The sequence below is a fragment of the Micromonospora globbae genome (assembly GCF_036184225.1).
In the GTDB taxonomy this organism is placed as follows: Bacteria; Actinomycetota; Actinomycetes; order Mycobacteriales; family Micromonosporaceae; genus Micromonospora; species Micromonospora globbae.
This window is the reverse complement of the sequence record NZ_CP108084.1, coordinates 6,511,188-6,523,660: the sequence shown is the minus strand read 5'-3', so window position 1 is coordinate 6,523,660 and position 12,473 is coordinate 6,511,188. Positions and strand designations below refer to the sequence as shown.

The window sequence follows — 12,473 nt, the reverse complement described above, 5'->3', positions numbered from 1 at the left end:
GAGCGGCGGGCGCGAGCGGCGGGCGCGAGCGGCGGCCCGCGTGGGGTCAGCAGCGGGTCGGCTGGCCCCCGGCGCGCAGCGTCTCGAGGGCGCCGAGCGCCTCGTCCAGCGAGCCGACCCTGATGAGTGGCAGATCGGGCTGCGGGTTGCGGACCGCCTCGGCGCAGTTGTCCGCCGGCACCAGGAAGACCTTGGCCCCGGCCCGCTTCGCGCCGACGAGCTTCTGCGCGATCCCGCCGATGGGGCCGACCTTCCCCTCGTCGTCGATGGTCCCGGTGCCGGCGATCACCATGCCGCCGGTCAGGTCGGCCGGCGTCAGCTTGTCCACGATGCCGAGGGCGAACATCAGCCCGGCGCTCGGCCCGCCGATGTCCTCCAGGTCGATGCTGAGGCTGAACGGGTGCGGCTGCTTCTGCTCGATCTGGACGCCGATCCGCGGCTGGCCGTCCTGTTCCCGGCTGGTGACCCGCGCGGTGGCCGGCGCGCCGTCGCGGGTGTAGCCGATGGTCAGCGTGCTGCCCGCCGGCTTGGCGCGGATCAGCTCGGTGAGCCGGACGGCGACCGGCACCGGCTGCCCGTCGACCGAGGTCAGCACGTCACCGGCCTTGAGGACCCCGGCGGCGGGCCCGTCCGCGTTCACCGACTTCACCACGACCTGCACCGGGAAGCCGAGTTCCCGCAGCGCGGCGGTCTCGGCGCTGGTCTGCGAGGCGGCGAAGTCCTCGGCGTTGCGCTGCTGGACCTGCTCCTGCGACTCCCCCGGCGGGTAGATCAGCTCCCGGGGCACCACGGCCTCGTCGTCGGAGAACCAGCCGGCGATGGCGGAGCGGAGCTTGACCGAGGGCTGGACGCCGACCGTGGTGAGCCGCAACTGCCCGGCCGAGGTGGAGGTCGCCCGGCCGGAGACCTGGATGACCTCCTTGCCGTTCTCCGTGCCCAGCGTGTTGACCGTCGGCCCGGGACCGAGCACCACGTACGGGATCGGCGCGCCCAGCACCCCGATGCTGAGCAGAGCGGTGAGCAGGGCACCGAGCAGGACGGTCACGCCGCGACGTCTCATGCGGCAGAGCGTACCGACCCGTCCGGCTCGTCCCGTCGGTGCGCGGACGACTTCGCCCTCAGCGCAACGCCAGCGGCGCGACCAGGGGCGTGGCGCGCGTACCGTAGACGTCGTGCCTGATATTCCGTTCGGTTTCGCGCTACCGGGTGGGCAACCACCAGACCCCAACGACCCCGCGCAGATGCAGCAGTTCATGGCGCAGTTGCAGCAGCTGTTCTCCGCGTCGGGAGGCGGGCCGGTCAACTGGGACCTCGCGCGGCAGGTGGCCGCCAGCCAGCTCGCGGCCGCGGGCGACCCGGCGGTGTCGCCGTACGAGCGCAACGCCGTGGAGGAGGCGCTGCGCCTGGCCGACCTCTGGCTGGAGCCGGCCTCGGCCCTGCCGTCCGGCATCCAGACCTCGGTGGCCTGGAACCGCAACGAGTGGATCTACAAGACCCTGGACGTCTGGCGGAAGCTCTGCGACCCGGTGGCGAGCCGGATGGTCGGCGCCATGGGCGACCTGGTGCCGCCGGAGGCGCGCGCCCAGCTCGGCCCGATGCAGTCGATGGTCGCCACCCTCGGCGGCGCCCTCTTCGGCGGGCAGCTGGGGCAGGCGCTCGGCTCGCTCGCGGCCGAGGTGCTCTCCGCCGGTGACATCGGGCTGCCGCTCGGCCCGGCCGGCACGGCCGCGCTCATCCCGGCCAACATCAAGGCGTACGGCGAGGGCCTGGAGCTGCCGGAGGACGAGGTCCGCCTCTACGTGGCCCTGCGCGAGGCCGCCCACCAGCGGCTCTTCCAGCACGTCCCGTGGCTGCGCGGGCACGTGCTGAGCGCCGTCGAGATGTACGCCTCGGGCATCCGGGTCAACCGGGAGGCCATCGAGGAGGCGATGGGCCGGGTCGACCCGACCGACCCCGAGTCGATGCAGGCGATCGCGCTGGAGGGCATCTTCACTCCCGAGGACAGCCCGGCGCAGAAGGCCTCCCTGGCGCGGCTGGAGACCGCCCTGGCGCTGGTCGAGGGGTGGGTGTGCCACGTGGTGGACAGCGCCGCGGGCGGCCGCCTGCCGAACGTGGTGCGGCTGGCCGAGGCGTTCCGGCGCCGCCGGGCGGCCGGTGGGCCGGCCGAGCAGACGTTCGCCGCGCTGGTCGGTCTGGAGCTGCGCCCGCGCCGGCTGCGCGAGGCGGCGGCGCTCTGGGCCGCGCTCACCGAGCACCGCGGCATCGCCGGGCGGGACGCGCTCTGGGGGCACCCGGACCTGCTCCCCTCCGAGGAGGACTTCGCCGACCCGGTGGCGTTCGCGATGGCCGAGTTCGACATCAGCGAGCTGGAGAACTTCGACTTCACGGCCCCCGGCGGTCCCGAGGAGCAGACGCCGGGTCAGCCCGAGCAGCGCCCGGACGACGGCGACGGCGAGAGCCGCTCCTGACGGACGGCGCGCAGCGGCCGGCGGACGCCTCGGGCGGCGCCGGCCGTGTTGCGTGACCGCTCAGCCGGGTGACTGACCGGTCAGACCGGGCGTCTGAGACGGGCGCCGCGGAGGGCGCGCGTTGTAGGGCGCCGGCATCCTCGGGGCGGGGTCGGTCGCCGGTCAGCCGGCGTGGCCGGCGCCGGACAGGAGCGCGCGGGTCGCCTCCCAGCCCTCCACGGCCGGGTCGAGGGTCGCCAGGTCGGCGGGGCCCCGCAGCCGGCGCCAGGCCGGCGTGACGGCCAGGTCACCGGGGCGCGGGGCGGCGGCGCGCACCGTGGCGGGCACCGTCCGGTCGAGGTCCAGCGGCGGTAACCATTCCGGTACGGGCAGCCGCACGGCGACGCCGAACAGGCCCGGTCCGCCCCCCTCGGCCGGTGCCACCGCGACCGGGCGGCTGGTCAGCGGGCGGAGCAGCTTGCCGATGGTGAGCCCAGGGACGTCCGGGGCGTCGGCGGCCAGCACGGCGGCCTGGTCGTACCCGGACAGCGCCGCGAACACCGCGTTCGGCGTCGGCTCGGCCACCTCGTACACCGGCATCCCCGGCCAGGTCACCGCGTCGGCCACCCAGCGGTCGGCCGGGGTCACCGCCACGGCGGTGTCGACCTCGGTGAGCGTGGCCATCAGGTCGACGGTGTCCTCGGCCAGCGCGGTCCGGAAGCGGGCCGGGTCGACGCCCGGAGGCGTCCAGGTCACCGGCCCGAGCAACGCCACCACCACCCGCCGCACCATCCCCCGACCCTAACCCGCCCCGCCCGTCGGGGCGTCGGGGGCGTCCGGGGTGCCGGGGTGCCTACGCCGGCGGCGGACCGCCGGGCGCGACGGGGCCGGCGCGACGGCCGTCAGTCGGTGAGGGCGGGGACGGCGGCGGCCGCCACGCCCTCGAGGTAGCCCCGGGCGCGTTCCGACTTCGGGTAGCGCGCGACCAACGCCCAGAACGCCGCGTTGTGGCTCGGGACGATGAGGTGCGCCAGCTCGTGCAGCAGCACATAGTCGATCACCCAGTCGGGCATCTCCTGCACCCGGTGGGAGATCCGGATGGTGCGGTCGGCCGGGGTGCAGGAGCCCCAGCGGCCGTTCTGGTTGGTCACCCAGCGGACGCTCGCCGGAAGGGCCTCGTGGCCGTACTCGGGGAGGTACGCGTTGCGCAGGCGGGTGGCCCGGGCGAGCAGCTCCGCGTCGGTGCGGGCCAACCGGCCCTCACGGGCGGCGAGCCGGGCCAGCATGCGGTCGACCCACTCGCTCTCCTCGGCCCGGGAGAACTGGTCGGGAATCAGGACGACGACACGCTCACCGTCGCGGTACGCGGACACCGTGCGTCGCCGGCGCTGGCTGCGCCGCACCTCGACAACCGGCTTGCGCGTCCCGGCCATCACAGACCCGCGCAGCCTCGGTTTGCTGCCACGAGGGAAAGCTACTGCCTAGTGACCAGGGGTACGCAAGGGTCAACCCCACGACACGCGCCCGGAAGATGGCGATTGGTCGCCAGGAGTCCTGAAAATTTTCTTGCCGGGACGCCGAAAGAGGCCACCGTCACCCTTCGTGGCGGCCCGTCACCGCCACCACCTGGGACGGCGGCGCGCCGCTCCACGGTAGGTGATCATAAAACCGGCCCGTCCCCGCGGTGCCCCGGGGTCGGCCCGACCTCACCGGCGGCGGGCGCCCCGGGCGAGGCGGCCACCCCGACCTGCCGATCCCGGGTGGATCAATCTGCGGGGTTCGCCCGGCGTGTCCCAGCCAAAGTGACTTATCCGACGTTATCCGCCATGCACACTCTCGTGGTCGGCTTCCTCACAGTGTCGACGCACAGCTGACATGGAACCGCCCACACCTGGGTAGGGTCCGCGGACCAGCGGCCACGTGGATGGCCGCAGGAGTAAGACCCAGCGCCGGCGCCCCGCGTGGCCCGCCGCCGGGACAACCGCCGGAACGGGCATCGGCCGGCGGACGAGACGAGGAGGGCACCGTGGCCGACCAGGCCCAGACCTACAACGGTTACTGCGTCAAGTGCAAGGAGAAGCGGGACTTCGAGGGGCACATCGAGGTCTCGAAGACCGGAATGAACATGGCCAAGGGCAAGTGCCCGGTGTGCGGCACAACAGTGAACCGCATCCTGGGCAAGGCCAAGGTCTGACCGGATTCGCGTCGACGGGGGAGGGCGGTGGACCCGCGCCTCCCCCGTCGGCGTGACCGGCAGGAGGCCGTCGGATGTCGGCTGCCCGACACGGCCGTACGAGGGCTGTGGATAACCCGGAAATACCTGTGGACAGCCCTGGACAGGGCCCACCACACCTGTGGACAACGATCGACGGAGCGCACGGACGCGGTCACCATTCGTTGCCATGAGCCGTGCCGCCCTCCCCCGCCCGACGCTGGTGCCCGGCCTGACCCGCCTCTGGCGTGACCGGCACACCCTCCAGTTGGGCGTCGGGCCGGAGCGGGCCGTCCTCGTCGACCTCGCCGACCCGCGCGCCGCACGGCTGCTGGACCTGCTCGACGGCACGCGCAGCGAACGCGGTGTGCTGGCCCACCCGCTCGCCACCGACGTCGGGTCCGAGCAGGCCCGTACGCTGCTCGACGCCCTGCGCGCCGCCGGGCTGGTCGTACCCGGACACCACCTGCTCCCCCGCGACCTCGCGGGGCCGGCCCGGGCCCGGCTCGGCGCGGAGGCCGGCGCGCTCGGTCTCGCCGCGCCCCGCCTGCCGGCCACGCCGGCCCAGGTGCTCCGCTGCCGGCGGGCGGCCCGGGTGCTCGTGACGGGAGCCGGCCGGCCCGGCGCGGCGGTCGCCGTGGCGCTCGCCCAGGCCGGCGTGGGGCAGATCGGCGCGGATCTCTCCGGGCCCGTACGCCCCGCCGACCTCGTCGGCACGGGCATCCCGGCCGCGGAACTCGGGCGCCCGCTCGCCTCCGCCGTCCGCGAGGCGATCGCCCGGTCGGCGCCCGGCACCGGAGGGCTCACCGGCCGGCCGGAGCGGGCCGACCTGGTGGTGCAGCTCGGCACGGACCGTCCGGCGGCCCTCCTCGCGGCCGCGTACGCCCGCCGCCGCCAGCCGCACCTGCTCGTCACGATGCGCGAGGGCGTGCCGGTGATCGGGCCGATGGTCCGGCCCCCGGTCGGGCCGTGCCTGAACTGCGTGGACCTGCACCGCGCCGACCGCGACCCGGACTGGCCGCGGCTGGCCGCCCAGCTCGCCGGCGAGGAGCCCGCACCGGCCGGCGCCACCGCCACCCTGCTCGCCGCCGCCGGGTTCGCCGCCGCGGAGGTGCTCGCCCACCTCGACGGCGTCGTCCCGGAGACGGTGGGCGGGGCCGTGGAGATCGGCGGGCCCGCCCGGTTCCGCCGCCGCGGCTGGCCGCCGCACCCGCGCTGCGGGTGCTCCCGCCAGCGCGGCTGACCGGAGGCGGGCACGGTTCCGCACCGGTGCCCGCTGACCCGGCGACCAGCCACGGCACGCCGTCAGGGCCGTCCGGACGCGCCCACCGTGTCCCGTGATGACCGGAGTCGGACCGCGCGTCCGGGACCGAACGACGGGTGCCGACGCGCTCAGCAGCCGCGGACCCGCCGAGTCGGTAACAATGGCCGGGTGACCGACATCCCGCGCCGGGCCGTGTCCCGGACCGCCAAGCTCGCCGCACTGCCGCTCGGCTTCGCCGGCCGGACCGTCCTCGGCATGGGAAAGCGCGTCACGGGGCTCGCGTCCGACGTGATCTCCGCGGAGATCCAGCAGCGCACCGCGGAGCAACTCTTCAGCGTTCTGGGCCAGCTCAAGGGCGGGGCCATGAAGTTCGGGCAGGCGATGTCGGTCTTCGAGGCGGCACTGCCGGAGGAGATCGCCGCCCCGTACCGGCAGGCCCTCACGAAGCTCCAGGAGGCGGCGCCGCCGCTGCCCGTGGCGAGCGTGCACAAGGTGCTGACCGAGCAGCTCGGCCCGGACTGGCGGGACCGCTTCGTCTCGTTCGACGACACCCCCTCCGCGGCGGCGAGCATCGGGCAGGTCCACCGCGCCGTGTGGCGCGACCCGGGGTACGGGCCGGCGGGCGCACCCCAGCACCGGGACGTGGCCGTCAAGATCCAGTACCCGGGGGCCGGGGACGCGCTGCTCTCCGACCTGAAGCAGCTCTCGCGGCTCGGCGGGATGCTCCGGGCGATCCAGCCCGGCCTGGACGTCAAGCCGCTCCTCGCCGAGCTGCGGGAGCGCATCACCGAGGAGCTCGACTACGAGTTGGAGGCCGAGTCGCAGCGGGCCTTCGCCGCCGCGTACGCCGACGACCCGGACATCTACATCCCCGCCGTGGTCGCCGCCGCACCGCGGGTGCTCGTCACCGAGTGGGTCGAGGGAACGCCGCTGGCCGACATCATCCGGGAGGGCACCGAGGAACAGCGCGACGAGGCGGGCCGGCTGATGGCCGAGCTGCACCTCTCCGCGCCGATGCGGGCCGGGCTGCTGCACGCGGATCCGCACCCGGGCAACTTCCGGCTGCTCCCCGACGGCCGCCTCGGCGTGATCGACTTCGGCGCCGTGGCCCGGATGCCGGAGGGCACCCCGGAGCCGATCGGCCGGCTGGCCGGGCTGGCCCTGCGGGGCGAGGCGGACGCGGTCGTCGAGGGTCTCCGTTCCGAGGGCTTCCTCAGCCAGACCGAACCGATCGACGCCCAGGCGGTGCTCGACTACCTGCGGCCGATGCTGGAGCCGGTGGCCGCCGAGGAGTTCCGCTTCACCCGCGCCTGGCTGCGCGCCGAGGCCGCGCGGCTGGCCAGCCCCCGGTCACCCGCCTACCAGCTCGGCCGGCAGCTCAACCTGCCGCCGTCGTACCTGCTCATCCACCGGGTCACCCTCGGGTCGATCGGCGTGCTCTGCCAGCTGGAGGCCAAGGCGCCGTACCGGAGCATCCTGGAGCGCTGGCTGCCCGGCTTCGCGCCGGTCGCCTGAGCGCGGCGCCGCGCCGGATCGGACAGGGCGAGGGGCGGGCGGCCGGTGACCGGCCACCCGCCCCTCGCGTTCGGTGGGTGTCAGAGAACGCCCAGGTCGCGGGCCGCCTTCCGGCGGCTGTCCATGGCGACGGTACGGGCGGATCGGGCTGCCTCAGTGCGCGTGGTGGTGCCGGCCTGAGGCCGGCGCATTCGGGCCCGGGACAACGCTTCGTGAAGTAGTTGCATTTCTACGGCTCCGTTCGGGACGTGCAGCATCGTGGTCTCATTCGTCACCGGTGCGACACCGGCGTAGCTGGATCGGATCGGGTTCATGTCAGGCCACCAGCCGAACCGCGTTGCGCCCCTGGGACAGCCCACTGGCCGCCAGGCGCGCCTCGGCCTCGACCCGGAGCGCCGCGTCGCGGGCGACGTCCTCCTTGCGCGGGCGGCCACGGGGCCGCTTGCGCGGGACGACCGCGCCACGCTCGAAGATCTCGCCGCCCCAGACGCCCCAGGGCTCGGACCGCTCGACCGCACCGGCCAGGCACTCGACGCGCAGCGGGCAGTCCCCGCAGAGCGACTTGGCCAGCTCCAGCTCGGTGGGCGAGTCGGAGAACCACAGGTCGGGGTCGAACTTCCGGCAGGGCAGGTTCGCCTCGACCTCGACGTTCACGTCGAGCGAGGCCAACGCCAGACTCATCGCCCGGTCACCTCTCTCTCACTTCGATCTCGTGGATCGCTACTTCCGACTACTTCGGGCGGGACAAAAAACTGAGGCCGCGGATCCCGGTATGCGGGTTCCGCGGCCTCGAGGTGAGCCGGTCGGTCTGGTGATCAGACCGGTCTACCTCGAGGTGGAACGCCGCGGACGTCCATGCGCTTCTTGGCGCCATCGACGTCCATGCCCGTGAAGCCACTGGTCCCCCGGAGCCCGTTCGGCGCGGCGGCGAGGATCAGCTCGGCCTGAGCCTCGACCTGGTGCACCTGCGGAACCGACGGTCGCGTAGCCGCGAGGGCCACCCGGACAGCCGACAGCGGAGCGACGGCAGCAGGCAGCGCCGCCGGACGCTCGTAGGTGAAGATCTCCATTGGTGCCACCTCCCTCGGTGCTCCTCGAATCGGCTGGGCCTACCCCTCGTGAGCAGCCCGAATGGCGCCGCTCGCGAGGTGTGCCATGAGGCTATTCCTCGCCGGGCCGCGAGGGCAAACGAATTTACGGCTCGATTTCGAAAGTTTTCTGCGAGCAGACGGCCTCGACCGTCGCTCCTTCCACCAGCGCCAGCACCGACTCGCCGTAGAGGCCCAGCTTGCGGGGGCCGATCCCGGCGATCGCGATCAGTTCCTCGGGCCGGCGCGGCCGCCGCTCGGCCAGGGCCGTCAGCGTGGCGTCGGTGAAGACCACGTAGGCGGGGACGCGCTGCGCCTCGGCCACCCGCCGCCGCCACTCCCGCAGCCGCTCGTGCAGCTCCTCGTCGATGTCGGACGGGCAGGTCGCGCACCGGCCGAGCTTGCGCTCCGGGCCCGCGAGCAGCGTCGCGCCGCAGATCCGGCAGGAGACGACCTGCGTGCGGCGCCGCTCCGGCCGGGTTCCGGGGACCGTGCCGCGGGCCCGCTCGCCACCGCCACCGCGGTCGAGCTGGGGCAGGAAGCGGGACGGCCGCCGGGCCCGCCCGCCCGGCGAGCGGGCCACCGCGTACGACAGCCAGAGCCACTCCCGCGCCCGGGTGATCCCCACGTAGAGCAGCCGGCGCTCCTCCTCCACCTGCTCGGCCGTCCGGGCGTACGTGGTGGGCAGGGTGCCCTCGGAGAGCCCGACGAGGAACACGGCGTCCCACTCCAGGCCCTTGGCCGAGTGCAGTGAGGCGAGGGTCACCCCCTCCACCGTCGGCGCGTGCTGCTGGCTCGCCCGCCGGTGCAGCTCCTCGGTGAAGTCGGCCAGGGTCACCGGGCGTTCGACGGACGCCGCCTCCCCGATCGGCAGCACGGCGGGCGCGGCGGCGTACTCCTCGGCGAGCTGCACGAGGGCGGCGAGCGCCTCCCAGCGTTCCCGGGCGGCGCCCCCGGCCGGCGGCGCGTCCGGCGCCCAGCCGACGGCGGCGAGCGCCTCGACCACGGCGGCGGGCAGTGGCGTCTCCCCGGGGATGGAGCGGGTGGCGGCGCGCAAAGCGACCATCGCCTGCCGCACCTCGGCCCGCTCGAAGAACCGCTCCGCGCCCTGCACCACGTACGGCACCTCGGCCTCGGTGAGCGCCTTCTCGTACGCCTCCGACTGGGCGTTGGTGCGGAACAGCACGGCGATCTCGCGGGCCGGCGTGCCGGCGTCGATGAGGGCGCGGGCCCGGGTGGCGACGGCGCTGGCCTCGGCCGGCTCGTCGGTGAAGATCCGCAGCTCCGGCTCCGGGCCGGGCGGACGCTGCCCCCGCAGTTCCAGCCGCAGCCGGGCCTCGGTGCCCCGGGCCTGCGAGATCACCGCGTTGGCGAGCCCGACGACCTGCGGCGTGGACCGGTAGTCGCGGACGAGTCGGACCACCACGGCGTCCCGGTAGCGGCGGGGGAAGTCGATGAGGTACGACGAGGTGGCCCCCGTGAAGGAGTAGATGGTCTGGCTGGCGTCGCCGACCACCGTGAGGTCGTCCCGGCCGCCGAGCCACGCGTCCAGAAGGCGTTGCTGCAACGGGTTGACGTCCTGGTACTCGTCGACCACGAAGTGCCGGTACTGCGCCCGCACCTGCTCGGCGACGTCGGCGTGCTCCTCGATCCCCCAGACGGCGGCGCGCAGCATGTCCTCGAAGTCGATCACCCCGTTGCCGCGCTTGAGGCGCTCGTACGCCGCGAAGACCTCGGCGACCTTCGCGGGCTCGTGCGGCGTCTCCCGCAGCGCCTTGGCCGCCGCCACCACGTACTCCCCCGGTTCGACGAGGGACGACTTGGCCCACTCGATCTCACCGGCGAGGTCGCGGGCGGCGGCGCGGTCGGCGCGCAGGCCGACCCGGGCGGCGGCGAGCGTCACCAACCGGACCTTGCTGTCCAGCAGCTCGGGCATGGCCCGACCGTCGAGGAGGCGGGGCGCGAAGTAGCGCACCTGGCGCAGGGCCGCGGCGTGGAAGGTGCGCGCCTGCACGCCGGGCACCCCGAGCGTGGTGAGCCGCGCCCGCATCTCGGCGGCGGCGCGGGCGGTGAAGGTGACGGCGAGCACGTGCCGGGCCGAGATCTCACCGGTGAGCGCGCGGTGCGCGATCCGCGAGGTGATCGCCCGGGTCTTGCCGGTACCGGCGCCGGCGAGGATGCAGACCGGCCCGGCCGGCGCGGTCACCGCGGAGCGCTGCTCGGGATCCAGCCCGGCCAGCACCCGCTCCGCCCCTGAGTGAACCGCCACAGCCAGGAATTCTGGCAGCAACGCCGGACGTTGCAGCGGTTAGCCTCGGCTTGATCGGCAAGCCGCCGGGCGGAGCAGTGGGAGGACCTGACGATGCTGACGATGTATTCCACCTCGTGGTGCGGCTACTGCCACCGGCTCAAGTCGCAGCTGGACCGGGAGGGCATCGGGTACGAGGTGGTCGACATCGAGCAGGACCCGCAGGCCGCGGAGTTCGTCATGAGCGTCAACGGCGGCAACCAGACGGTGCCGACCCTGCGCTTCGACGACGGGAGCGCGCTCACCAACCCGTCGATCACGCAGGTCAAGCAGCACCTGGCCGCCATCGCCGCCGCCTGAGCACGCCACGAGAGGGTGGCCGTCCCGCCGGACGGCCACCCTCTCGGCGTCTGCGGCCGACGGTCGTCATCGTCCGCGCTGCCGGCGTGCCGCCCCGACGACGTCGACGGGCCGGCGCGGCGCGGGGATCCGGGGGCGGCCGGGCGGTGTGAGGTGGCGCGCGCGCCAGAGGTACGCGCCCGCGAGCAGCGTGGCCACGCCGGTCAGCAGGAAGAGCAGGCGGTAGTCGAACGCGCCGACCAGCAGCGCGCCGACGCCGATCGAGAGCGCCTGCGGCCCGCTGACCACCGCCTCGGTGGCGGCCGCGACCCGGCCGAGCATCCGCGGCGGAGTACGCCGCTGGACGAGCGTGTGCAGGCCGACCATGGTCAGCGGGATCGAGACGCCGGCCAGCAGCACCGCCGGCACGCCGAGCCGCAGGTCGGGGTAGGCGAGCGCCAGCGCCGCCGGCCCGAAGAACGCCACCCCGGCGGCGAGCGTGCCCACCTCGCCGAGACGCCGGACCGCGGCGGGCGAGCAGAGCCCGCCGACCAGGCCGCCGACGCCCTGCACGGTCACGAGCACCCCGACGAACGCGGCGTCGCGGCGGAGCCCCTGGTCGACGTACGCGAAGATCAGTGACTCGGTGAAGCCCATCACCAGCGACCCGAGACCGTAGCCGAGCACGGCCCGGCGCATCGCCGGCTCGCCGGCCAGGTGCCGGAGGCCGCTGCCGATGTCGGCCGGCCACCGCGGGCCCGGCCCGGTCGGTCGCGTCGCCCCGGTCCGCAGCGTGCCCACGACGGCGGCCGCGGCCAGGAACCCGAGCACGCCCACGGCGGCCAGCGCCGCGCCGCCGACGGCGGCGTAGAGCCCGGCGCCGGCGAGCGGACCGATCAGCCGCAGCCCCTGGCGTACGGTCTGCAGCACGCCGTTCGCGTCGGCGAGCAGCTCGACGGGCACCAGTTCCCGGATCAGCCCGCTGAGCGCGGCGCCCAGGGCCAGGTGCGAGAGCCCGTAGAGGGCCGCCACCGCGTAGACGATCCACACGTCGGCCCGGTCGCGCACCAGGAAGAGCGGGGCGAGCAGCACGGCGGTCACGAGGTTCGCCAGCACGAAGAACGGCCGGCGGGGGTGCCGGTCGACGAACCAGCCGACCAGCGGCGCGAGCGTCATCGGCGCGATGACGGCGAAGATCGTGGCGCCGGCGAGACCGTCGGAGCCGGTCAGGTCCTTGACCCAGATGGCGAGCGCGAGCAGGAGGATCGACTCCGCCGTCATGCTGGCCAGCAGCCCGCAGAAGAGCAGGCGGAACTCGGGGCGGCGCAGGACGGTGCGCATGGATCCTCCGGCTCGCGGC

Annotated in this window: 12 protein-coding genes; 5 read left to right on the top strand and 7 right to left on the bottom strand. The window is 74.6% G+C overall.

Annotation, left to right across the window (positions count from 1 at the left end):
* Positions 1 to 46: 46 nt before the first annotated feature.
* Positions 47 to 1,060 (bottom strand): YlbL family protein, encoded by a 1,014-nt coding sequence (locus tag OG994_RS29900; protein WP_120329018.1) that lies wholly within the window; start codon positions 1,058 to 1,060, stop codon positions 47 to 49.
* Between the two features lie 112 nt (positions 1,061 to 1,172).
* On the opposite strand from OG994_RS29900, the gene OG994_RS29895 reads away from it, so the two are divergent.
* Entirely contained in the window at positions 1,173 to 2,468 is a 1,296-nt protein-coding gene (locus tag OG994_RS29895) for a zinc-dependent metalloprotease (RefSeq protein WP_328851668.1), read from the top strand.
* Between the two features lie 162 nt (positions 2,469 to 2,630).
* Here the strand turns inward: OG994_RS29895 and OG994_RS29890 are convergent, their stop codons facing one another.
* Complete coding sequence (locus OG994_RS29890) at positions 2,631 to 3,239, bottom strand: hypothetical protein (protein ID WP_328851667.1); 609 nt, start codon at positions 3,237 to 3,239, stop codon at positions 2,631 to 2,633.
* 110 nt (positions 3,240 to 3,349) lie between these two features.
* Complete coding sequence (locus OG994_RS29885) at positions 3,350 to 3,880, bottom strand: M48 metallopeptidase family protein (RefSeq protein WP_328851666.1); 531 nt, start codon at positions 3,878 to 3,880, stop codon at positions 3,350 to 3,352.
* A gap of 593 nt (positions 3,881 to 4,473) precedes the next feature.
* Between OG994_RS29885 and OG994_RS29880 the strand changes: the two genes are divergently transcribed.
* The 3 genes from OG994_RS29880 (at position 4,474) to OG994_RS29870 (ending at position 7,438) form a co-directional block, all read left to right on the top strand.
* Positions 4,474 to 4,641 carry a DUF5679 domain-containing protein gene (locus OG994_RS29880; RefSeq protein WP_007072829.1) on the top strand — a complete coding sequence of 56 codons (168 nt, stop codon included), beginning with the start codon at positions 4,474 to 4,476 and terminating at the stop codon, positions 4,639 to 4,641.
* Between the two features lie 208 nt (positions 4,642 to 4,849).
* Positions 4,850 to 5,902 carry a hypothetical protein gene (locus tag OG994_RS29875; protein WP_328851665.1) on the top strand — a complete coding sequence of 351 codons (1,053 nt, stop codon included), beginning with the start codon at positions 4,850 to 4,852 and terminating at the stop codon, positions 5,900 to 5,902.
* A 189-nt stretch (positions 5,903 to 6,091) separates the two neighbouring features.
* Complete coding sequence (locus OG994_RS29870) at positions 6,092 to 7,438, top strand: ABC1 kinase family protein (protein WP_120329013.1); 1,347 nt, start codon at positions 6,092 to 6,094, stop codon at positions 7,436 to 7,438.
* Between the two features lie 315 nt (positions 7,439 to 7,753).
* Here OG994_RS29870 and OG994_RS29865 read toward each other — a convergent pair whose 3' ends face one another.
* The 3 genes from OG994_RS29865 to OG994_RS29855 all read right to left on the bottom strand — a co-directional run bounded on the left by OG994_RS29865 (position 7,754) and on the right by OG994_RS29855 (position 10,795).
* Positions 7,754 to 8,119, bottom strand: coding sequence for a WhiB family transcriptional regulator (locus OG994_RS29865; protein WP_120329011.1), 366 nt, complete (start codon positions 8,117 to 8,119; stop codon positions 7,754 to 7,756).
* A 134-nt stretch (positions 8,120 to 8,253) separates the two neighbouring features.
* Positions 8,254 to 8,508 (bottom strand): hypothetical protein, encoded by a 255-nt coding sequence (locus OG994_RS29860; RefSeq protein WP_328851664.1) that lies wholly within the window; start codon positions 8,506 to 8,508, stop codon positions 8,254 to 8,256.
* A 124-nt stretch (positions 8,509 to 8,632) separates the two neighbouring features.
* On the bottom strand, positions 8,633 to 10,795 hold the full coding sequence (locus tag OG994_RS29855; RefSeq protein WP_328851663.1) for an ATP-dependent DNA helicase UvrD2: 2,163 nt from the start codon (positions 10,793 to 10,795) through the stop codon (positions 8,633 to 8,635).
* 93 nt (positions 10,796 to 10,888) lie between these two features.
* Here OG994_RS29855 and OG994_RS29850 point away from each other — a divergent pair, with 93 nt between their 5' ends.
* A complete protein-coding gene (locus OG994_RS29850; RefSeq protein WP_120329008.1) occupies positions 10,889 to 11,134 on the top strand; it encodes a mycoredoxin in 246 nt (81 codons plus the stop codon).
* 66 nt (positions 11,135 to 11,200) lie between these two features.
* Here OG994_RS29850 and OG994_RS29845 read toward each other — a convergent pair whose 3' ends face one another.
* The gene (locus tag OG994_RS29845; RefSeq protein ID WP_407942555.1) at positions 11,201 to 12,454 is read right to left on the bottom strand and encodes an MFS transporter; all 1,254 of its coding nucleotides are present in this window, start codon (positions 12,452 to 12,454) and stop codon (positions 11,201 to 11,203) included.
* Between the last annotated feature and the right edge of the window lie 19 nt (positions 12,455 to 12,473).